Here is a 21,865-nt window from a genome sequence, read left to right on the forward strand (position 1 = left end):
AGACTAGCGGTTCATCCAACCGCCATCTACACAGAGGACGTGGCCATTCATATAATTCGATGCAGCGGAGGCAAGGAAAATCGCCGGCCCCATCATGTCTTCGGATTCGCCCCAACGCGCTGCTGGAATACGGTCGAGAATTTGCTTGCTGCGAACCGGGTCCTCGCGAAGCGCCTCGGTGTTGTCTGTGCTCATGTAGCCTGGAGCAATCGCGTTCACCTGCACATTTTTCGAAGCCCACTCATTGCCAAGCGCCTTCGTCAGACCAGCAACCGCATGCTTGCTCGCGGTGTAACCCGGCACATTAATGCCGCCCTGGAACGAAAGCATCGACGCAATGTTGATGATTTTGCCTGAGCCCTGCTCAATCATATGGCGTCCAGCCAGCTGGCTGAGCACATAGACCGAATTCAGATTGACGTCAAGCACCGCCTGCCAATCCTCAAAGCTGTGATCAGCAGCAGGCGTACGGCGAATAATACCCGCATTATTGACCAAAATATCCAAACGGCCAAGTCCTGCCAGCGTCTGATCGATAATGCCCGGCAGCAGGCTGCGATCAGATACATCAGCTTGAATCGATACCGTTTTGCGGCCAAGCGCCTGAATTTCCTTCTCTACCTCTGCAGGAGGCGTGCTGTTCGTAACCAGCGCAATATCTGCTCCCGCTCTCGCCAAGCCTACAGCAATTGCCGCGCCCAGACCACGTCCGGCACCTGTCACAATCGCTGTTTTTCCTGTCAAATCGAAAAAGCTCATCTCTGCACCATCCTTCTTTTCTACCTGTAAAAATCAGGATCTTTCAATGCGCACACCGTGCTGCTCGTATTTGGCAGCGACAGCCGGATCTATGTGCGAATCGGTAATGATCGTATGGACATCCTTCAATTCGGCAAACGTAAGAAGCGCACCCTTGTCGAACTTGCTGTGGTCAGCTACGCAATAGATTTCGCGCGAGCATTCCATATATACCTGCTTGAGCTTGGCAAGCTCCTCGGTGAAAATCGTCAGCCCGTACTCCAGATGAATGCCCGTCGTCGATAAAAACAGCTTATGAACATTCAGCCGCTTGACCCACTCCTGCCAGTCCGTACCAATGAGCAGATTTTGAAAACGATAGCCGCCGGGAATGACGAGGCGGATCTGCTCCTTTGCCGTCAGCTCGCGAATAATAAGCAGATCATTCGTGAGCACGGTCAGCGGCATGTTTTTGAGCCGCCGCGCGATTTCAAGCGTCGTGCTGCCTGCATCCAGCGCAATAATGTCATTTTCAGCAATATGGGTTAACGCCTGCTCGGCAATTGCCGCCTTCTCCTGCTGATGCTTGCTGTTAGGATATTGCAAAGGGAGCAAGCTCTCATCATCTGGAGGAAGCACCGCTCCGCCATGCATGCGCTTCAGCAGCCCCTTCTCCTCCAGCTTCTCCAAATCCTCGCGTACCGTCTTTTCCGTCACCTTGAAACGCTCGCTCAGCTCGGATACTTTGACACTGCCCTTCTCCTCCAGCTGAATAATAATTTGTCGATGACGTTCAGCGGCAAGCATGTTACTTAAGCTCTTCCATTTTCACAGCGTCCATATCCGTAAACGTGTAGTTCTCGCCCGCCATCGACCAGCAGAATGTATAGTTGCTCGTACCAACGCCCGAGTGAATCGACCATGGCGGCGAAATAATCGCCTGTTCATTGGCAACGACCAGATGTCTCGTCTCCGAAGGCTCGCCCATCATGTGGAATACGCGTGCATCCTGATTCACATCGAAGTAGAGGTAAGCTTCCATACGACGGTCATGTACGTGTGAAGGCATTGTGTTCCAAACGCTGCCTGTTTTGAGGCTCGTTACGCCCAGCATTAATTGACAGCTTTGAATGCCATCGCCATGGATATACTTGTACAATACGCGCTCGTTGGACGTTTCCAGGGAACCAAGGTGAGTAGGGTTCGCTTCTTCCATCGTCATTTTGCGAGTCGGATATTCTGCATGCGCCAGCGCTGAACAGAAGTACAGCTTCGCTGGATTGGCTTTGTCCTTGCTTGCCAGTTGAACGTCGCGCTTGCCTTTACCTACATATAAAACGTCAAGACGGCTCAGCTCGTAAGACTCGCCATCAACAGTAATAACAGCATCTCCGCCAATGTTCAGGAAGCCAATTTCGCGGCGCTCCAGAAAATATTCGGTTTTCAGCGTATCTCCCGCTTCCAGTGCCAGCTTCTCGTTCACCGGGAACGCGCCGCCAACAACCATGCGGTCATAGTGCGTGTAAACAGAAGTAAGGCGATCCTGCTCAAACAGGCTTTCGATCAAAAATTCCTGACGAAGACGCTCCGTCGTATATTGCTTTACATCCGTTGGGTTAGTTGTGTGGCGAATTTCCATATTAATAGTTCCTCCTCAAGGATAATAAAATGAAATAATCAGGCGCACCTGAATAGGTTTGAAAATGTTCGTTTTAATAATAACACACCTTTTCAAACTTAAACAATACCCTTACAGCATTCTTTGCAAAAAACCACTGATGTGCCGCAACCATACTATTCAAAAATGCCATTTTTATGTTAGGGTATATATCATCAAAGATCGCCACTTAGGAGCGGAGCGAGCTAAATGCATTCTTTATTTCGCAATGAAAAAATACAAATGGTCGGCATCGCGCTCGCAACAGCCATCGGGGCCGAATTCAGAATCACTCCGTTTAGCGGGGATTTTTACCGCATTGGGCTCGGCGTCAGCATCTTTTTATTTTTTCTGCTGCAATTTCGCCATCTTTCGTTTGTAAAAACGGGGTTTCTAGCCGGTATTGCCGCGGTCATCTTCCAATCCGTGGAGTGGCTGATCTACACGAATTCCACTTCTCTATTAGCTGGCCTGCAAAATAATGCTCCCGCCGCCCTATACTATACCTTCTTCGCCTGGTGTCTCGGCAAGCTGCTGGGACGCTCCAAGGAAATTCAGCCGCTGGCGCTGGGCGCACTCGTCACACTTGTGGACTTCTCCTCCAATTTACTGGAGCTTCTGTTTCGAAATCTATTTCTCGGCACAGCGCCCTATCACTTCAATGAACTGGCCCTGCTGCTCATGACAGCCGTTATTCGCAGCTACTTTGTGATCGGGCTGTACAACAGCATAGCCATCCAGCAATTCAAAATGCTCCATGCCGAGCAAGAGAAGCGCATGGAGCAAATGCTGAATGTCGGTTCCAGTCTGTATGGGGAAGCGTTCTACTTGCGGAAATCGATGGATAATATTGAAGGCATTACGGCCAGCAGCTTCGAGCTGTACGACAAGCTGCGGCAGGAGCAGTCTCTGCTCGCCAAGCAGGCGCTCGTCGTCACCCAGCAAATTCATGAGGTTAAAAAAGATACACAGCGTATTCTCGCTGGGCTGCTAAAGCTGTTCAATAATGAGACACTTACCCAGATGAGCCTCGTAGAGGTCGTCCATTATGTGAGGAAAGGCAATATGGAGTATAGCGAAATGCTGGGGAAAAAGATTGTTTTCAAGCAGCAGGTAGCGCTTGATCTGATTACGCCTCATTATATAGCCCTGCTCACTATATTGAACAATTTGGTGGCAAATGCCGTAGAAGCGATTGAAAGCAGCGGTTCCATTGACATTGAAATCAGCCAGCATGGCGGCAAGCTGATCTTTATCGTTGCCGATTCTGGCAAAGGCATACCGCCAGAGGAAGTGGAGCTTGTATTTGAGCCAGGCTTCACCACCAAATTTGATCAGACGGGAATCGCAGCAACCGGGATCGGATTGTCCCATGTGCGTGATATTATTTCTTCATTCGAGGGCTCGATTCGCGCAGAGCAGCTGGATGCTGGGCCGGGCACCGCTTTTATCGTCGAGCTGTCGCTTGCTGCGTTAAACCATCCTAATACAACGCCAAACTTGAAGGAGGTACTCCATGTCCATTAGCTTCGTAATCGTAGATGATGATGCCGTCAGCAGACGTATGCTGCACAATATAATTGAACAATCTGGTTTAGGCGAAGTATTGGGAACAGCTGGAGGAGGAGTTGAGGCTGTGATGCTGATCGATGAGCTGAAGCCGGATGTTGTATTGATCGACATGCTCATGCCCGATCAGGACGGCATTACGACGATCGACCAGCTCCGGGCCATCCGCTACGCCGGCAAGTTTATTATGATCTCGCAAATAGATAACAAAGATATGGTTGGAAAAGCTTATCGCAGCGGCATTGAATTTTTTATCCATAAGCCCATCAATCGCGTTGAAGTGCAAGCTGTTCTACATAAGATGAATGAAAGCTGGAAATATGAGCGTTATGTAACGGAAATGAAGCAGTCGCTCGCCAAGCTTGATATTGTCGAGCGTCCGCCAGCCGTGCAGGAGCGCAGCATCCGCGAAGCTGCCCGCCACATTTTAATGGATATGGGCATTATTAGTGAAGCTGGAAGCCGCGATATGATCGCCGCCGTCGAGCATTTGGCCGCGCAGCCGCAGCCCGCTGCTTTCCCGCCATTAAAGGGATTGTATGAAGCCGTTGCTCGTACCAGCAAGCAAAGCCAGAGTGACATAGACAAGGAAAGCAAAGCGATTGAGCAGCGGATGCGCCGCGCCGTCTTGGCTGCACTAACGAATATTGCCTCCATCGGGCTGACGGATTACAGCAATCCGAAGTTCGAGCATTATGCCCCGCTTTATTTTGATTTTAAGGATGTCCGGCTCAAGATGAAGATGATGGACGAGGACACCGCGCCCGATAAGGGCAAGGTCAATATCAAAAAGTTTCTACAAGTGTTCTTTATGGAAGCAATGGAAAAAATGAAACAAGCGTAAACGGCTGTCGCCGTCCTCTGGCGGCTAAGCTAACGTTTCGCGGAGAAATAGAGAGAATGGATCCATACATCATATCCTTTCCTCTATTTCAAGCGTAAACGGTCAGGCTACTCCTTTTTTATCCAGAAAGAATAGGGAAAGCCGATAAGAAACAATTAGCAGTAAACAGCCCACCGCTAGAAGGACTGCACTCACTGCAGCCGGAAAGCTTAGCGAATCCGAGCTGCTGGACACACCTCCCAAAGCCATAAGAAAAGTCACAGGAAGGGCAACCGCAACCAAGCCAACTATCCGACTTGCACTAAAACCAAACCGGTAATAGATCGGATAATAAAGCGAAGCATAAACAGCAATAATGAAAAAAATGATTGGAATAAAGGAAGCCGCATACACCATTTCCCTTCCTACTATTGTTATATTGATGGCGTATACGGAAGCACTCGCGACAATCCCTATGAGTGCAAATAAAAGGACGGCTGCATATTTCGCCTGCACGATCGATTTACTGCTGACAGGCAGGCTGGCAATGACGATCATGCTTTTATTTTTGGCATCCAAGGAAGCGGAAAAGGTCATGAGCATAATAGCAGAAAGCGCAGCTACCAAAATGAAGGAAGCTTGGTTATACATTATGAAGCCGAATAAATACAAATAAAGCAGCACATACAAAAAGTAATAGCGCAAAATAAACAAATCCTTACGTAACAGCAGCAGCATAGCCCTTCTCCCCCTTTGCGGTAAAATACATAATATCCTCCAGTGTAGGCCGGCTAAGCTGCGCGCTTGTTCCCACTATGGCAGCTATTGCCTGCCCCTTGTCTGTCAGTCCCTCAAATCCGACCAACGATTCCCGAATGCCGATAATAGAGGCTTTGACATTCGGAGCCTCAAGCAAGCTTGATGGTCCTTTCACCAGCACATACCGCTCCTGAATTTGCTCCTTCGACTCGTTAAAGACCAGCCTGCCGCGATGTAGAAAAGCTATATAATCCGCAATCCTGTCCAGATCGGTCGTAATATGGGTCGAAAATAAGATCGATTTCCGCTCATCCAGCATGATTTCGGCCAGTAAATCCAGCAGCTCGCGCCTGAAAACCGGATCAAGCCCCGCTGTCGGCTCATCCATAATGAGCAGATCCGCCTGATGGGATAGCGCAAAGGCTAGAGCCAGCTTCATTTTCATCCCCTTGGATAGACTTCTTATTTTCATTTTGGAAGACAGCTCAAAGCGCTCGAGCAACCGGGAAAAAGCATGATCGTCCCATTTTTTATAAAACGGGGCAAGAATATTTTTCATCGACTGGATCGATAAATGCTCATAATAATGGCACTCATCGGATACGAAGCCGATTCGCTGCTTAATTTCCGCCTCCTTCAAGCTTTGGGACTGTCCAAAAATCGTGATTTCCCCCTTATCCGGCCGGGTAATGCCCATAATCATTTTAATTAATGTCGTTTTGCCTGCCCCATTCGGGCCAATCAGCCCGGTTATGTACCCCTGCTTGAACGTGAAGGACAGGGGCTCGATGCCGAACATTTTATACTGCTTGGATACTTCGGTCAGTTTAATGATGTCACTCATGTGTCAAAATCTCCTTCCTCATATAGCAGCTGCATATGCTGCTGAATTTCACTCAGGCTAAGGCGTAACGCCTTCCCCTCCTTAATGACCGCCAGCATTTGCTGCTCCAGCCGCTTCATTCGCTGCTCTCTAACAAAATCGGCGTTTATGCCGGCTACGAATGATCCCTTGCCAACGACAGAGTCAATAAGCCCTTCCTTCTCCAATTCCTCATAAGCCCGCTTCGTCGTAATAACGCTGATCTGCAAATCCTTAGCCAGCTGCCTAATGGAGGGCAACGGTTGTCCTGGGCCAAGTGTCCCGCTTAAAATCAGACTGCGAATTTGCTGGGTAATTTGTACATAGATCGGATCATTCGAAGCGTTGGATAAAATAATGTTCATTTCCATCACCATGCTTAGCTGTTTAATGTATATATAGTATATATACACTATGCGATCCGTATATGTCAATAACGCTTGGCTATACAAAGCTTCGAGCATATTATGCGTCTTTTTCTATTTTGGCGAATAGCTGCTCCCACTTGCGTAACCTTATCTAACAGAGTTTATGGCGAAATGGTAAATGTAAAGCGCTTACAAATTTCTCCGACATTATTTTCTGTCGGATTTTATTATTTTTTATAGTCGGATCTTTAAAATAGGTGGCAGAAGGTCAATAAGTCTAACATTAATGGAAATGGGGTTTTCATTTATGAAGAAAATCGGAACATTTTTAATTACCGGCCTGCTTGCTCTTTCCCTTAGCGCATGCGGCAGCAGCAACGAAAAAACACCATCCGCTTCGGACGGCACGGGTTCTTCAAATGAGGTTGTGACGTACACCATTGGAACAGATGCTACATTCCCTCCTTTCGAATACCAGCAGGATGGCAAATATGTCGGCATCGACATCGATATCATCCATGCCATTGGCGAGCTGGAAGGCTTTAAGGTTGATTTGAAGCCTATGAATTTTAAAGGCATTATCCCGGCGATTTCTGCCAAACAGCTCGACGCTGCCATTGCCGGCATCAGTATTACAGATGAGCGCAAGCAGGTCGTGAACCTGTCCGATACGTATTTCGAAGCGGGTTTGTCGCTGGTTGTACGTTCGGATAATGACACGATTACGAAGCCAGAGGATTTGAAAGGCAAAGTCATTGCGATTAAAAAAGGGACGGCCGGCTCTAAAAAAGCCGAGGAATTAGCGAAGCAATACAACATTACCCTCAATTATTTTGACGATAGTCCCGCGATGTTCCAAGAGGTTGTGAACAAAAATGCCGACGCTACCATTGAAGATTATCCCGTTATCTCTTATAAGCTGGCGGTTGATCCGAACGCCAATTTGAAAATCGTTGGCGAAAGGCTGACAGGCGACCATTATGGCATCGCAGTGAGCAAAGACAACGAAGAACTGCTGCAAAAAATCAATGACGGCATTAAGAAGCTGAAGGAAAGCGGCAAATACGATGAAATCATTAACAAATATATAGGAACGTCTGCAAAATAAAGACGAAGATATCCTGTGAAATGAAGGAGCTGTGAATTTCATGATGTCCTCGTGGCAAGTTATTGTGGATGCGATGCCTTTGCTGCTGCAAGGGCTATGGATAACGGTCAAAATTGTTGTCATCTCGCTGCTGATTGCATTCGTAATCGGATTAATTACGGGATTGATGAATTCATCATCAAGTAAAATTTTAAAGTTTATTGCAACACTTTACATCGATATTATTCGCGGTACACCGCTGCTCGTCCAAGTGTTTTTCATTTATTTCGCCTTGCCGGCCTTTCTCGACATCCGCATACCTGCGGAGACAGCGGGGATCATCGCAATCAGCGCCAATGCCGGTGCTTATATTGCGGAAATTTTCCGCGCCGGCATTACGTCGATTGATAAAGGGCAGCGGGAAGCCGCCCGCTCCCTCGGCCTCAGCCAGGTGCAGACGATGCGCCTCGTCATTTTGCCGCAGGCGTTCCGCCGCATGATTCCCGCTTTCGTCAATCAGTGTACGATCAGCATCAAGGATACGTCGTTATTGTCCGTAATCGGGATTAGGGAGCTGACCCAGAGCGGTGAAATTATCATCTCTACCAACTACCGCGCTTTTGAAATATGGGGAACGGTCGGCGTCTTGTATTTCATCATTATTTACGGTATTTCACGCCTGTCCCGTGTGCTTGAAAGGAGGCTGAGCCTGAAATGATTATGGTAGAAGGTTTGCAGAAAAAGTTTGGCGACAACGAGGTGCTGCGGGATATATCCACCACGATTACCGAGAAGGAAGTCGTCTGCATTATCGGCCCTTCCGGTTCTGGCAAAAGCACCTTCCTGCGCTGTCTTAATTTGCTGGAGGAAGTGACATCCGGCGTTGTAACCATCGGCGACGTAACCGTCACGGCTCCTAAAACGAATATTGACAAGCTGCGGCAAAATGTCGGCATGGTGTTCCAGCAGTTTAATTTATTTCCTCATTTGACGGTGCTGGAGAACATTATGCTGGCGCCTAAGCATATTAAGAAGGTGAGCAAGGAGACGAATGAAAAGCAGGCTTTAGCGCTGCTGGATAAAGTCGGTCTTGCCGCCAAAAAGGATGAATACCCCGCCCGCTTGTCCGGCGGACAGCAGCAGCGTGTCGCTATCGCTCGTGCGCTGGCGATGAACCCGCGGGTCATGCTGTTCGACGAGCCAACGTCGGCACTTGATCCGGAAATGGTCGGCGAGGTGCTTCAGGTCATGAAGGCTTTGGCTCATGAAGGCATTACGATGGTTGTCGTAACGCATGAGATGGGCTTCGCCCGCGAAGTCGCTGACCGTGTTATTTTCATGGATGGCGGTTATATTGTGGAGCAGGGTCCGCCCGCTGCTATTTTCGATACGCCCCAGCATGAGCGTACGCAAGCTTTTCTGAGCAAGGTGCTGTAAGAAAAGTAATTTTCACAAAACAACGATGGTTAATGAAAAAGAAGCTTTCACTCCCCTTATACATGTGGAGTGAAAGCTTCTTTAAGCTATTTTGCTGTAGTCTGCTTGCCAGAGTTATCTTGTTATACAACATATTGAACGGTTCTGCCCTCGACATCCGAATATTCAATGACAGACTTATTTGTATGAAGATTTATAAACAAACTGCAGGACCAATCCTCTTTTTTCCATGCCAATCTAATTTCATCCTTAGATGAATCCAACACTGTAAATTTTCCATTAAAAGCTTCATAGTCATTTCTGAACCTGATTAACTTTAAAAGTCTCTGCACGACTTCTTTTTTTAGCGACTGCTCAATTTCCTCCAGGCTAAAATTGTGGCGGTTAATTTCACGGCCTTCTCCGCTTTTCGTTACACCTTCAAGGTCATTTTCTCCTGCAAGTAGACCAACATAATAAACCTGAGGCACTCCTGGTGCAAAAAATTGAATGGCTCTGGCTGCCAAGTAGGCATCGTCATCCCCATTCAGAACAGAGTAAAAACTGCATCTAATTTGATGAACATCAAAGCCATCGTCAGCCTTATGCTCGTCCGATAAAATAAGGCTGAGGTTGGAGCCTCTTTCTAAGCAAACATCCACTAACTTCCTTGCCTCTTGCGTATCGATGAGGTCATCCATATCTGGTTTAACGGGTATTCCATCATGACAGTCCAGCATAGTAAACTGCTTCTCAGGCCGGGTTCTAAGATAATGACAAAGATCATCACTGGACTTATTGATCAGAGCCTCAAGCACTCTGTATGGCAGTATAAAATCATAGATCCAGTAGCCGCGCTCTGCCAGCTTGTATTGGGTCGTATAATGAGCGTGTACCTCGGGAAGCAAATCTATTTCTAACGAATTTGCGAGTTCCATCATCCAATCAAGAAATTCGTATATGTCCGGCTCAACGAAGAAACAGCTCGTTCCAAGTTTTTTAATCACATATCCGACCGCATCGAGTCTGACTATTTTTACATTTTGCCGCTTAAAATTCATAAAGAAATCTGTAATCAGTTGTTTGAACAGCTGGGCGTTTATATCTAAATCAATTTGCTCCGATGGATCTGTTTTTCCGAACGTCGTCCAAACCTTCTCTTCTTCCCCTGTTTCCGCAATGGTATAGGTGGAATAGGGTAATGGCCGCCGCAAAAACATTTTGGCAATATCCTCTTGAACCGGCTCCCCTGCCTCCCAAAGCTTATCCAAGGTTAAAAATAAATCAGCATATTCGGATTTCCGTCCTTTTTGGAGAAAGTCTTGGAAATACTCCGATTGCCTTGAAATATGGTTAACCATTAAATCAACTAATACATCGAAATGATCTCCAATGGCTCTGATATCTTCCCACGTACCAAAGCTAGGCTCGATATCCAGATAAGTCAATGGAGCGAATCCTCTATCTCCTGAAGATGGGAAAGGCGGTAGAATATGAATGCCACCTTTAAACACATCTGTAAAATGCTCAAGAAGGACACGGTTAAGAGCCTTCAAGTCTCCACCCATTGAATCGGGATAAGTGATGAGCTGCACCTGATTTTTCACGGCCATACTAGGTCCTCCTATAATCCATATTGTTCTTTAATGGCTTCAAGCTTTGGCAGATCCACAACCGCTCCCGTATATTTCAGCTGATACGCGCTGACTGCAAAACCTAGGCTTATGGCGTCTTTAATCGTATATCCTTTAATAGCTGCTGTATAAAATCCTGACCAGAACGCATCACCCGCCCCTGTCGTATCTATAACTTTTGTCGCTAAGGAGCTGTATTTTAGCGTCTCTATTCCATTTGAAACGATTGCGCCTTCCTTACCCAAGGTCATAATGACTAGCTTTGCACCCAGATCCAGAAACTTTTTCATCTGGTTTTCATGCGTGTCTTTTCCAAACAATCTTTCTGCATCATCCTCAGAGGGCTTGATAACATCAACCTTGCCAATGATGGATTTTACATATTCGATGCCATCTTCGCCATTTTGCCATATCATTGGATGATAGTTGGGATCGAAGCCTACCAGAATATGATTATTTCTTGCTATTTCAATCACTTTTTCGATCGTATGACGCACGGGTTCCATGGAAATAGGCCAACAGGAAAAGTGAACGATCTTTGAATTCATCAAAGACTCATTAAGGACTGAATTAAAGGCTAAATGATAGTCCGCCCCTCTATAAAATATAGGAACAGGAGTTGCGGTGCTCTTTGTTAAAACAACCATACTGGTTGAATATTTAGCTCGCTGGATGCCACTTGTATCGATATCCATCTTTCGCAATTGATTGATTAAATAAGATCCTAAACCATCTTCCCCTACAGCAGAGGCAACTAGAGAATGGATGCCTAGCTTCTTAACATTCATAGCAATATTCGAAGGCGATCCACCGAAAAACTTATTAAACGTCTGGCTTTCAAAATTTTCATCATATTCTGCAGCTATCATATCGATAAGAAGCTCCCCTACAGCTAAGAGATCGTTCTTTTGATTTCCAAACTTTATTTTATCGTCAAACCCAAACACATCATCTACTCCTCTTGTCTGTACTTTATTTCAGAGCTCCTTCTGTAATCCCCTTAATGATTTGTTTTTGGAGCAAAAGATAAAGAATAAGTACCGGAATAATCGTCATGATTAACCCTGCCATTAATGGAGAAAAATCGACGGAATAGGTTGAGAAAAATCCATAGTTAGAAAGAGGCAATGTCCTCATAGATGGCGATTGCAAAATTAAACTCGGCAGCAAATAGTCATTCCAAATCCAAAGTGTGTCTAGAACAATAAGAGTGACCATAACCGGCTTCAACAGCGGAACAACAATTTGAAAAAAAGTTCTTAACCTTGTACTTCCGTCGATGAAGGCTGACTCCTCAAGCTCAAGCGGCACACCTTTCATAAATCCATGGAAAGTAAATACTGCAAACGGAACACCAAACCCCAAATACATAAAGAGCAAACTTCCTTGGGAATTTAGAAGACCTAGTTCCCCATAGATCAAAACAAGAGGAATCATCAATGCCTGAAAGGGAAGAGTCATAGAGGCCAGCATGGCAAAAAATAATATACTGTTAGCCTTCCATTTAAAACGAACGAACAAATAGCCTGTCATCGACGAAAAGAAAATAATAATAAAAACACTGCTAATCGTAATGATACTGGAATTTAAAAAGCCAGTCATAAAGTCCATATCTTCAATGGCTTTCATGTAATTATTAAAATTAAATTGCTTAGGCCAAGATAACGGATTTTCTACAAATTGCTGAGTCGTTTTAAAAGTATTCAATATCACCAGTAAAAAAGGCAATAAAAACAACAATAGGACGATATAAAGAAGGATTGTTTTTAAAAATGCTAATGGTTTAGGACTCCGCATTACGCTTCGACCTCCAATTTTTTCAGAAAGTACGCTTGGGTCAAAGCAATAACAGCCACAATTACGAATAATACAACGGCTTCAGACTGACCCACCCCATATTCATTTGAAAGAAACGCTTTTTGGACTACATGATAGGATGACAATTCAGTCGAATTAAAGGGCCCCCCTTTGGTTAAAGCCAGGTTAAGATCGTAAGTCAAAAAAGAACGTGAAATGGAAATGAAAATACAAATCACAATTGCTGGCGCAGAAAGCGGCAAAATAATTTTGCGAATTTTAGCAAATCCATTTGCTCCGTCGATGCCTGCAGCCTCTATAACATCAACCGGGACACTCATAAGTCCAGAAATATAAATAATCATTAAATATCCGATTAATTGCCATGCCGAAACGATAACCAATGCCCAAAAGGCTTTGTCCGTATCAGTCAGCCACGAGGTTTCAAATATCGCCCAGCCATATTTTTGGCCCAAATAAGGTAAAACCTGCGAAAATAGAAGCTGCCACAAGTAGCCCAGCACTAGACCGCCAATAAGATTAGGTGTAAAAAAGCCTGTCCGAAGTAATTGCTGTCCTTTAAATCCGCTGGTTAAAGCAAATGCAAGAAAAAATGCAGCAACATTGGCGATAACAACGGTAAAAAGCACATATTTCAAGGTAAACCATAATTGAGTGAGGAATGTCTTATCTTGAAATACCTCTACGTAATTTGCTAAGCCTAGAAAAGTATGATCTCCGCTTCGTACATCCCAGTTTGTAAACGTGAGATACAGCCCGAATAGAAAGGGAATCAGAACAACAGCAAAAAAGGCAAATATGGAGGGACCTCCAAAGATTAGAAAGGTGCCTGTGTTATGAAGAAACTTCTTGTTTGTCATAGCCATTACATCCTCTTATCATTTTAATTGGTAAATTCAACTTCAGATCAGAGAAGGGGATCGGCATATATGCTTCACCCCTATGATCTGTCAGGATTGATACGTATTCATTATTTCCCAGCGGTTGATTTCCAATAATCCTGCACTTCTTTGGTTAGTCCTGCCCGATCGATTTTATCCACTAAATACTTTTGCATAGAAGCACCCGTTTTTGACCACCAATCCGAAGGGAAGTAGTTGATAACCCCGATATTAACTGTTTTACCTTCAGCCACATATTTCGAAATCGCACTAGACATTGGGTTTGAGCTTTCCACCTTGCGATCTTTATAAGGCATAGCAAGGCCCGCTTCACCGATAATGGCTTTTTGACTCGCTTCGCTTGTAATCATCCATTCAATAAAAGCTTTAGCCGCTTCCTGCTGCTCTGGTGTTGAACCCGAATTATCAATGGCAAACAATTTCGGCTCCGTGTAAGCCACTTGCGAATTTCCAAAATCAGCAGCATTATCGCTGATAGGAACCGGAAGTATGCCAAAATCTTTATCACGTCCTTCAAGAGGTCCAATAACGGCCCATGACCAGTCACCCATGAAATAAAAGGCTGCTTCGCCCTTCGCAAAATCAGCACTATCTTTATTGTAGTCGGCAACTAATGGATCAGCTTTTCTTGCATTGTATTTTTTCAACAGGTCGAATGTATCCATCAAACCGTTGTATGCTTGATTCGTCGACAAATCGACCGTGCCTTGTTTAAGCTCTTCTACAAATTTACGGTTTTCCTCCACATTGTTGGATTGCAGCGAGTATGCCAATCCTTGATAGTGAGCAGCTAAGGACCAATCTGCGCCGTGGATAATGACCGGAGCTTTACCAGCAGCCTCAATTTTTTTGAATAGAGCCTCAAGATCACTTCTTGTTTTAATCGTTGATGGATCGAAAGAACTACCAATTGCTTCATCAACAACACGTTTGTTATACAACAATCCATATCCTTGAGCCGTATAAGGTACCCCGATGAATTTGCCGTCCAGCAATGCGCCATCTATAGCACCTGGCAGAGCAAGATTTTCATATTTTTCTTTCTCCGACTCCAGATCAAGGAATTTATCTTTATATTGATAAATCGTTCCCGCATCAAGGTTAGCGATCGTTGCCGGCTTGCCGGAAGCTAAAAGGGATTGAAATTTTTGAAGCTGTTCTCCGCCAATGGCTGTTGGGATCAGTTCTATTGTGACATTTGGATGCTCTTGCTTGTAGACTTTAAAAAGATTTTCAAAAACCGTATTTATTTCAGCGGAGGTGTTAAAAAATGTGAGCTTCACTTCCTTAGACGACTGGGATGAGTTTGACCCGCTGGACGCTTCTGAATCATTACTGGTGCTATTATTTTTGGAACATGCTGCTAATAACGAAAACACTAACGCCATACAAACACCTAAAATTATTACTTTGGATCTTTTCATTGTTACTCCCCCATAATTAGTTTTGAAAGCGCAATCAACTCACTTTCAATTTATATGTTAACCGTTTGACATATAGTATGTCAAGCGGTTGACATATAAATTATAATTGTAGGGTTATTATGCCTCCATGCGGTAGAAAATATTCTCTACAGATGACAAATCCAGACTATGCGGATGAAATTTCTGAGCATGAAAAAGGGGACGTGCTCATCGCTCATCCCCACCTTCCTAGGTCGTCCCTCTCTCTACTAAGGAGACCCCAAGTACATAATCTTTCTTCACCGTCTCACCGTTAATTTGCTGAATAAGGATTTCTACCGATTGTTTGGCCATTTCCTCAATCGGTTGCTTCACACTTGTTACTCTAGGCATAATTAAGGAGGCTAGAACCACGTCATCATAACCAATAATCTTGATATCGTCAGGAATTTTCTTATTAAGCTTTAAACACGCTTGAATGACATAGGCAGCAATGACATCACTCGTTGCAAATATGCCATCAACCTCCTTATTTTCTTGAAAAAATCGAATAAGCTGTTCTACACCGTTATCGATATCTGTATAATCATTGATTTCCAAGTGAAAGTTCACAATCTGGATGTTTCTTTCCTTGCACTCAGCTGAAAACCCCTCATATCTAAGTCCTGAAAATAGGCTTTTATTATTTAATAAGTCACCATTGTAGCCTTTTATGCCACCATATATAAATGCCAGTTTTCGGCATCCCTTATCAAGCAATAACTTTGCCACCAGTCCCCCGCCAGTCTTATTGTCAGAGGTCACCAAAGGAACATGTTCAGCAATATTTCTATCAAATGATACTAAAGGCAGTTTTAATTGCAAATAATCATCCGTTTCTAACAGCATACTCCCCATGATGATGCCATCCACTTGATTTTTTTTCAGCATATCAATATATTGTTTTTCTTTTGTCCGATCATTTTGCGAGTTGCATAATAATAATTTATAACCATTTTGAAATGCATAATATTCAATATGTTGTGTTAATTCACTGAAAAATGGGTGGGCAATCTCTGGAATAATAAGGCCAATCAAATTCGACTTTTTCCTGAACAATGACCGTGCAAGTTCATTCGGTTGATAGTTTAGCTCCTCCATAACCTGATAGACTTTTTCACGTGTAGTACTGCTTATGTAACCTCGATTATTAAGAATGCGAGATACCGTAGTGACTGAGACTCCCGCTTTTTTAGCCACATCATCTATTTTAGGCATCAGGTTTCCTCCCTTATGGTTTAAACAGTAATCGTTCTAGTATAAACAAAAACCCATCTAGGATACTTCTTACTTACAATCCTAAAAATGAATACTCATTACAGTATAGCAGGAACAAATCATTAATGAAGCAAATACAAGGACTTATACGCATTAGAGAATATAAAAAACGGCTGCGAAAGCAACCGTTTTTTATATTCTACCGGAATAAACCAGCGATTAAATTCCCATTTTCTGAGGATGAAATGCTCTATTTAAAGCTTCGACGTAGCCTTTACTAGCCCGCCTACTGACTTCCGCTTGCGGAGCAGCTAATTCGAAAGCGTGGAAGCAGCCTGGATACATTTGAAACTCTACTTCTACACCAGCTTGAGCAAGGCGTGCCACATATTCAATCGTTTCATCTCGGAAAGGATCTAATTGTCCGACACATGTATACGTAGGCGGCAGTCCTGCATAGCTTTCTGCACGGGAAGGAGCAGCATAGGGGGAAATGGTGCCGGAGGCATGCTCACCTAAATATAGCCCCCAAGCTGCCCTATTATTATCACGATTCCAAACCGAACGGTTTGTGGTGATTTCATGACTGGAAGCCGTTACATTACGATCATCAATCATCGGATACAATGGCATTTGAAAAGAGATAGCAGGTCCACCTTGATCACGAGCCATTAAAGAAAGTGCCGCCGTTAAACCACCGCCCGCACTAGCTCCAGCGACGGCAATTCTTGTTAAATCTATATTTAATTCACTTGCAGAAGCCATCCACTTTAGTGCGGCATAACAGTCATCTATCGCCGCTGGATAAGGGTGCTCAGGAGCAAGACGATAATCAACGGAAACGACGACACACTGGGTGTCCAAAACAAATCTTTCGCACAAACCATCATCTGAGTCTGGATGCCCAATAACATACCCCCCGCCATGAATCCATAATAATGCAGGCAAGGCTGTTTCGAGTCTGTTGACAGGCTCATAAATCTTTAACAGCAAAGTTGAGGATGGGCCGGAAATCATTTGGTTTCTCGTTGCCACATGAGGAGACTTCTCTATCTCTTGTACTGGAAAGCTTCGAAAAAGCTGCAAATCGTTTGGCAAGTCTAATGGTGGAAGCTGCTCTAACGTTGCTCGGAGCTCCGGTAATACTCTGCTTTTGAAATTCATATTCATCCTCCTGATTCAATGGGCTTTTAGGTTGTTTCTCTCTCAATCAATTCAATTGGCAATATATTTTCCTGTGATACAGCTTCGCCTTGAATCTGACCCATGATGAGTCTCACAGCCATTTTGCCAATTTCCTTGGTTGGCTGTTTAATCGTTGTAATAGCGGGAGTTATAAGCTTTCCTAATTGAATACCATCGTACCCTACAATTTTCACATCCCGAGGAACGGACTTGCCTAGTCGATGGCATTCTTTTAATACCTGAGCAGCGATGATATCACTGCTAGCGAATACCCCGTCTATATCTGGATTTTCCAGAAACATTTTGGTGACCAGCTGATCATATTCATCATAATCAAAGCCATTCAAATCAGTTTGTAAAACGATATGCTCCATGTCATTGTTTGTAATCACTTGTTTAAACGCATCATGTCTCAATTTTGCCAATAGATTAAGATGAAGATTTCCGCTGATATGTGCAATTTTTTTGCAGCCCTTATTTATCAGCAAATTTGTAGCCAACTCTCCACCCTTATAATTATCGGATGAAATATAGGGAATCGTATCCGCGATTTGACGATCCAAGGTCACCATTGGCAGCTTGATGGAAGTGTATTCTTTGATGTCCATCGTGTGGCTGCCCATAATAATTCCATCAACCTGGCTGGCCTTCAGCATATTAATGTACTCTTTTTCTTTAACCATGTTTAATTGCGAATTACAAAGCAATATTTTGTATCCGTTCTTGTCAGCATAATATTCGATATGATTGGTCACTTCCCCGAAGAACGGGTGTGAGACGTCTGGAATGATGAGACCGATAATATTGGATTTCTTCAGTATCAAGGATCGGGCAACTTGATTGGGTTGATAGTTCAACTCATCCATTGCTTCCTGCACTCTTTTCTTAAGCTTCCCGCTAATATATCCCCTATTGTTCAGTACTCTAGAAATAGAAGTGACGCTCACCCCTACTTTCTCCGCAATATCCTTAATCGTCGACATTGGGCTTCCTCCTTCCCACTAGAATAGAAATTTCTTTCAATAATTACCCCTAGTATAAGTTTGGCAATTCCGTATGTCAAGCGGTTGACATATCATGCAAAGCAAGCTGCCAGCAGCTATCAGCTTGCTTTTACATATAAAAAAAGCAGCTGCAAAAGAGCTGCTTTTTCTATGGAGAAGCATTTGTCTTAACCAAGATTTTATATCATTTGATGCATTATGAGCTGACGGGCTTAGTTTTTTTCACCTTTAATGATATTCTGACTGCTGAAGTATAAGCATAATATTCGCCTAATGGGTATCCCTAGCTTAAATCAAAGCAGCTAACACTTCCGGTTTGAAAGCTTGAAGCTCATTCAGTCGGCCCTCGCGTATTTTTACAGCCCATTCCGGATCGCCCAACAATGCGCGTCCAACAGCTACGAGATCAAATTCATCGTTGCTTAGCCGCTCTAGCAAAGCATCAATATCCGTATGGCCTGCCCCTTTGCCTTCTGTGTAAAGTGACACATAATCCGTATCCAGCCCTACTGAGCCAACGGTAATCGTCGTTTTGCCTGACAGTTTCTTCACCCACCCGGCAAAATTCAGCTCAGAGCCTTCGAATTCTGGCTCCCAGAAGCGGCGCGTCGAGCAGTGAAAAATGTCCACTCCCGCTTGCACAAATACATGCAGCAATTGCTTCAGCTGCTCCGGCGTATCAACCAGCTTCGCGTTGTAATCGTTCATTTTCCATTGCGATATGCGCAAAGCAATCGGATAGTCAGGGCCTACGGCAGCGCGAATAGCCTGGATCACCTCAACGGCAAATTGCGTGCGTTTCATCCTATTGCCGCCATAACGATCCGTGCGCACATTCGTCTGTCCCCATAAAAATTGATCAATGAGATACCCGTGAGCACCGTGCAGCTCAATACCGTCAAAGCCGATTTTTTGCGCGTTCACTGCTGCATCGACGTAGCTCTGAATGACGTTAGCAATTTCTTCTGCTGTCATTGGCTCGCCCACTTTTTTTCCATCCAGATCAAGGCCCGATGGGCTGATCGACAGCACATCCGGGTTGGGCTGGGAGCCCGCAGGACGTGCAATGCCCATATGCCAAATTTGCGGAAAAATTTTGCCGCCAGCTTCATGGACTTGTCTGACCACTTCCGCCCAACCGTTTAAAGCCGCTTCTCCATAAATGTGCGGCAGAGTTGGCTCACTCGTAGCAGCCGGGTGGTTAATGACGGTTCCTTCGGTCACGATAAGGCCGACACCATTTTCTGCGCGGCGACGATAATAGGCAGCAACATTCGGTCCTGGCACACCATTTGGTGAAAAACCACGTGACATAGGCGCCATTACAATACGAGTCGGTATAGTCAAATTATGAATCGTATAAGGTTGAAATAAGGCTTCGGTTAAATGAGTTTCCTGCTGTTTATTGCTCAAGGGTAACGCCTCCTCTATTTAGGCTGTACATTTAATTGCCCTTCATTGCACGCAATCAAATGGGGTACGAGTGAAATATTAACAAGGTTTATGGCCTCATTCAACCGACAAGTTGCCCGATATGTTGCTTAAGCGAGGAGAGGATAACATTGTTGCTTTTCAAAAATCGCTTGTTGCTTAAACAACAGATGTTTATAATAGGAGAAAACTTCAATGTACGAAAAAGGAGGCCCCTTGGAATGTCAGGCGTTTTTGCACCCAACCCCAATGACCCGCGTGTCATTCGAACACGCCAATTAATATTAGATGCTTTCATGTGGCAATTAAATCATATGGACTTTCAAACGATGACCATTATGGACATTGCAAAAAAAGCGACGATTAATCGCGCGACGTTTTATGCCCATTTTCCAGATAAATATGCCTTGCTTGAAGCTTTATTAGCGGATGCCTTTATGGAATATGTTCTGAAGCGGGTCGATGCCGGGGCGCCTTTGACGGAGGAAACGGTTCAGGAGCTGATTTATTCATTATGCGATTACCATGAATCCAGCAATAAATGCGTCAAGAAATACAATTCAGTCGCACCTATTATTGAAAAAAATATAAAAAAGCAATTGGATGATTTTATTGTTCAACTGCTGACGAACGAAAACCCCCATAAGGATCAAAAAACGCTGGAGCATGCTGCCACCTTGTTAAGCTGGTCGATTTATGGCATCACCTATCAATGGAACCAGGAAGGCAGACAGGAATCCCCCTCCGCCTTAGCCAGCAAAATCGTTCCATTAATCATTGGCGGGATTTCTCAATTACATGTAGAAGAAGAGCTATAACTCCCACCGACGGGCGCTAGCTTGCAGCTGACAGCTTTACGACGACAATATCCGGGCGATTGAACAAACGCTGGGGAACGACGCTGTTGCCAAGCCCTCTGCTGACCAGCATATTCGTCGGGCCGTTTACATATTGGCCCGCATCGTACACGGGTAGTAACCCCTGACCTGGAGCGACGAGCCCGCCAATGAACGGCAGCCTGACTTGCCCGCCATGGGCATGGCCCGAGAAGGTCAGATCGATGCCGGCACGGACATAGACGTCAAACCGTTCAGGACGATGGGACAGCAGTATCGTGTAAAGCCCTTCTTCTGTTTGCTTTCCAGCCTCCGCCTTCGTTGCAGCACCCGCCTTCTCTTTCCCGGCTATGTTGGAAAAATCTTCAGTAGCTGTTTGAATATTTTGCTCCGCCGCCTCCGCGTCATGTCCAGCAAACGATGAAAATTTCGGATCATCGATGCCTAGCAATCGGATTTCTCCAGTTCCCGTACCATTACTACTTTCAATGGGGATGCTTTCCGCTTCATTCCGCAGGACATGAACGCCAAGCTCCAGCAGCTTTTTCTCCAGCTCCGGGTAACGTGCATAAGCATATTCATGATTGCCCGTTACATAATAAACAGGGGCCAGCTTCACAATTTCTGCCATTAGCTCAAGGCTTTCCGCCTCGCCTCCACGCCTGCTATCAATTAAATCACCTGTAACGACGATGATGTTTGGCTGCTGATTTTCCACCTTGCGAACGAGCCGCTGCTGATGATCGCCAAATCTTTTGCCATGCACATCGGACAACTGCACGATTGTAAAGTCTTTCAGCCCCTGCGGCAGCTTCGCTGACGAAAGCTGAAAAGACGTCAACGTCAAAGCATTATTTTGAAAATAAAGAAAACCGATGATAGCAGCTACTGCGGCTATGAATATCCCTACTCTTTTTAGTGGCTTGCGCATAAGCTCCTCCTCTTCTTTTTATGCTCCTCTATGATTTCCTGCTCTTTCCTCTTGTCTATTATACCTGTTTCTATTTCTGAACCAAGGTTAACCGGCTGTCGCCGTCCTTTTTACGGCGCGGCGCGTTTCAGTCCGAGAAATATAGAGAAAGGATAGCGATATGTATTCTTTCCTATATTTCAAGC

At 44.8% G+C, this 21,865-nt stretch carries 22 protein-coding genes; 6 read left to right on the forward strand and 16 right to left on the reverse strand.

The window, feature by feature from the left end; genetic code table 11:
- Window positions 1-3: 3 nt before the first annotated feature.
- The 3 genes from kduD to kduI are packed head-to-tail and all read right to left on the reverse strand — an operon-like array spanning window position 4 to window position 2,377.
- On the reverse strand, window positions 4-759 hold the full coding sequence (gene kduD, locus ABEW34_RS11350) for a 2-dehydro-3-deoxy-D-gluconate 5-dehydrogenase KduD (RefSeq protein WP_430158340.1): 756 nt from the start codon (window positions 757-759) through the stop codon (window positions 4-6).
- A gap of 33 nt (window positions 760-792) precedes the next feature.
- Window positions 793-1,545 carry a DeoR/GlpR family DNA-binding transcription regulator gene (locus ABEW34_RS11355; RefSeq protein ID WP_430158343.1) on the reverse strand — a complete coding sequence of 251 codons (753 nt, stop codon included), beginning with the start codon at window positions 1,543-1,545 and terminating at the stop codon, window positions 793-795.
- A 1-nt stretch (window position 1,546) separates the two neighbouring features.
- Window positions 1,547-2,377 carry a 5-dehydro-4-deoxy-D-glucuronate isomerase gene (gene kduI / locus ABEW34_RS11360; RefSeq protein ID WP_056043359.1) on the reverse strand — a complete coding sequence of 277 codons (831 nt, stop codon included), beginning with the start codon at window positions 2,375-2,377 and terminating at the stop codon, window positions 1,547-1,549.
- 228 nt (window positions 2,378-2,605) lie between these two features.
- On the opposite strand from kduI, the gene ABEW34_RS11365 reads away from it, so the two are divergent.
- Both ABEW34_RS11365 and ABEW34_RS11370 read left to right on the forward strand, forming a co-directional pair.
- A complete protein-coding gene (locus ABEW34_RS11365) occupies window positions 2,606-3,922 on the forward strand; it encodes an ATP-binding protein (RefSeq protein WP_430158346.1) in 1,317 nt (438 codons plus the stop codon).
- The gene (locus ABEW34_RS11370) at window positions 3,912-4,808 is read left to right on the forward strand and encodes a response regulator (protein ID WP_430158349.1); all 897 of its coding nucleotides are present in this window, start codon (window positions 3,912-3,914) and stop codon (window positions 4,806-4,808) included. Before ABEW34_RS11365 ends, ABEW34_RS11370 begins: the two co-directional genes overlap by 11 nt.
- Window positions 4,809-4,910: 102 nt before the next feature.
- Here the strand turns inward: ABEW34_RS11370 and ABEW34_RS11375 are convergent, their stop codons facing one another.
- From ABEW34_RS11375 to ABEW34_RS11385, 3 genes are read right to left on the reverse strand one after another with little or no spacing between them, the layout of a single operon-like run.
- Window positions 4,911-5,525 carry an ABC-2 transporter permease gene (locus tag ABEW34_RS11375; protein WP_430158352.1) on the reverse strand — a complete coding sequence of 205 codons (615 nt, stop codon included), beginning with the start codon at window positions 5,523-5,525 and terminating at the stop codon, window positions 4,911-4,913.
- Window positions 5,506-6,390, reverse strand: a complete 885-nt coding sequence (locus tag ABEW34_RS11380) for an ABC transporter ATP-binding protein (RefSeq protein WP_430158354.1) — start codon at window positions 6,388-6,390, stop codon at window positions 5,506-5,508. Before ABEW34_RS11380 ends, ABEW34_RS11375 begins: the two co-directional genes overlap by 20 nt.
- Window positions 6,387-6,773 (reverse strand): GntR family transcriptional regulator, encoded by a 387-nt coding sequence (locus ABEW34_RS11385; protein ID WP_430158356.1) that lies wholly within the window; start codon window positions 6,771-6,773, stop codon window positions 6,387-6,389. Before ABEW34_RS11385 ends, ABEW34_RS11380 begins: the two co-directional genes overlap by 4 nt.
- A 310-nt stretch (window positions 6,774-7,083) precedes the next feature.
- On the opposite strand from ABEW34_RS11385, the gene ABEW34_RS11390 reads away from it, so the two are divergent.
- The 3 genes from ABEW34_RS11390 to ABEW34_RS11400 are packed head-to-tail and all read left to right on the forward strand — an operon-like array spanning window position 7,084 to window position 9,300.
- A complete protein-coding gene (locus tag ABEW34_RS11390; protein ID WP_430158358.1) occupies window positions 7,084-7,884 on the forward strand; it encodes a transporter substrate-binding domain-containing protein in 801 nt (266 codons plus the stop codon).
- A gap of 40 nt (window positions 7,885-7,924) precedes the next feature.
- Window positions 7,925-8,581: an amino acid ABC transporter permease gene (locus ABEW34_RS11395; RefSeq protein ID WP_430158361.1), complete on the forward strand. Its 657-nt coding sequence runs from the start codon at window positions 7,925-7,927 to the stop codon at window positions 8,579-8,581.
- Window positions 8,578-9,300, forward strand: coding sequence for an amino acid ABC transporter ATP-binding protein (locus tag ABEW34_RS11400; RefSeq protein WP_430158364.1), 723 nt, complete (start codon window positions 8,578-8,580; stop codon window positions 9,298-9,300). The genes ABEW34_RS11395 and ABEW34_RS11400 overlap by 4 nt, the downstream gene beginning before the upstream one ends.
- A 122-nt stretch (window positions 9,301-9,422) precedes the next feature.
- Here ABEW34_RS11400 and gtfA read toward each other — a convergent pair whose 3' ends face one another.
- From gtfA to ABEW34_RS11445, 9 genes are all read right to left on the reverse strand, one after another.
- Window positions 9,423-10,892, reverse strand: a complete 1,470-nt coding sequence (gtfA, locus tag ABEW34_RS11405; protein WP_430158367.1) for a sucrose phosphorylase — start codon at window positions 10,890-10,892, stop codon at window positions 9,423-9,425.
- A gap of 11 nt (window positions 10,893-10,903) precedes the next feature.
- Entirely contained in the window at window positions 10,904-11,860 is a 957-nt protein-coding gene (locus ABEW34_RS11410) for a carbohydrate kinase family protein (protein WP_430158370.1), read from the reverse strand.
- A gap of 25 nt (window positions 11,861-11,885) precedes the next feature.
- The gene (locus ABEW34_RS11415; RefSeq protein WP_430158372.1) at window positions 11,886-12,710 is read right to left on the reverse strand and encodes a carbohydrate ABC transporter permease; all 825 of its coding nucleotides are present in this window, start codon (window positions 12,708-12,710) and stop codon (window positions 11,886-11,888) included.
- Window positions 12,710-13,591: a carbohydrate ABC transporter permease gene (locus tag ABEW34_RS11420; protein ID WP_430158373.1), complete on the reverse strand. Its 882-nt coding sequence runs from the start codon at window positions 13,589-13,591 to the stop codon at window positions 12,710-12,712. The genes ABEW34_RS11415 and ABEW34_RS11420 overlap by 1 nt, the downstream gene beginning before the upstream one ends.
- A gap of 110 nt (window positions 13,592-13,701) precedes the next feature.
- Window positions 13,702-15,057, reverse strand: coding sequence for an ABC transporter substrate-binding protein (locus ABEW34_RS11425; RefSeq protein ID WP_430158376.1), 1,356 nt, complete (start codon window positions 15,055-15,057; stop codon window positions 13,702-13,704).
- Window positions 15,058-15,285: 228 nt separating this feature from the next.
- Complete coding sequence (locus ABEW34_RS11430) at window positions 15,286-16,293, reverse strand: LacI family DNA-binding transcriptional regulator (RefSeq protein WP_430158378.1); 1,008 nt, start codon at window positions 16,291-16,293, stop codon at window positions 15,286-15,288.
- Between the two features lie 219 nt (window positions 16,294-16,512).
- Window positions 16,513-17,457, reverse strand: a complete 945-nt coding sequence (locus tag ABEW34_RS11435) for an alpha/beta hydrolase (RefSeq protein ID WP_430158380.1) — start codon at window positions 17,455-17,457, stop codon at window positions 16,513-16,515.
- A 26-nt stretch (window positions 17,458-17,483) separates the two neighbouring features.
- The gene (locus ABEW34_RS11440; protein ID WP_430158383.1) at window positions 17,484-18,461 is read right to left on the reverse strand and encodes a LacI family DNA-binding transcriptional regulator; all 978 of its coding nucleotides are present in this window, start codon (window positions 18,459-18,461) and stop codon (window positions 17,484-17,486) included.
- Window positions 18,462-18,770: 309 nt separating this feature from the next.
- On the reverse strand, window positions 18,771-19,895 hold the full coding sequence (locus ABEW34_RS11445; RefSeq protein WP_430158385.1) for an NADH:flavin oxidoreductase: 1,125 nt from the start codon (window positions 19,893-19,895) through the stop codon (window positions 18,771-18,773).
- Window positions 19,896-20,134: 239 nt separating this feature from the next.
- On the opposite strand from ABEW34_RS11445, the gene ABEW34_RS11450 reads away from it, so the two are divergent.
- Window positions 20,135-20,731: a TetR/AcrR family transcriptional regulator gene (locus ABEW34_RS11450; protein ID WP_430158387.1), complete on the forward strand. Its 597-nt coding sequence runs from the start codon at window positions 20,135-20,137 to the stop codon at window positions 20,729-20,731.
- A gap of 16 nt (window positions 20,732-20,747) precedes the next feature.
- On the opposite strand, the gene ABEW34_RS11455 is transcribed toward ABEW34_RS11450, so the two are convergent.
- Window positions 20,748-21,680 (reverse strand): metallophosphoesterase, encoded by a 933-nt coding sequence (locus ABEW34_RS11455; protein WP_430158389.1) that lies wholly within the window; start codon window positions 21,678-21,680, stop codon window positions 20,748-20,750.
- Window positions 21,681-21,865: the final 185 nt, after the last annotated feature.

It is taken from the genome of Paenibacillus algorifonticola (genome assembly GCF_050481745.1).
GTDB lineage: Bacteria > Bacillota > Bacilli > Paenibacillales > Paenibacillaceae > Pristimantibacillus > Pristimantibacillus algorifonticola_A.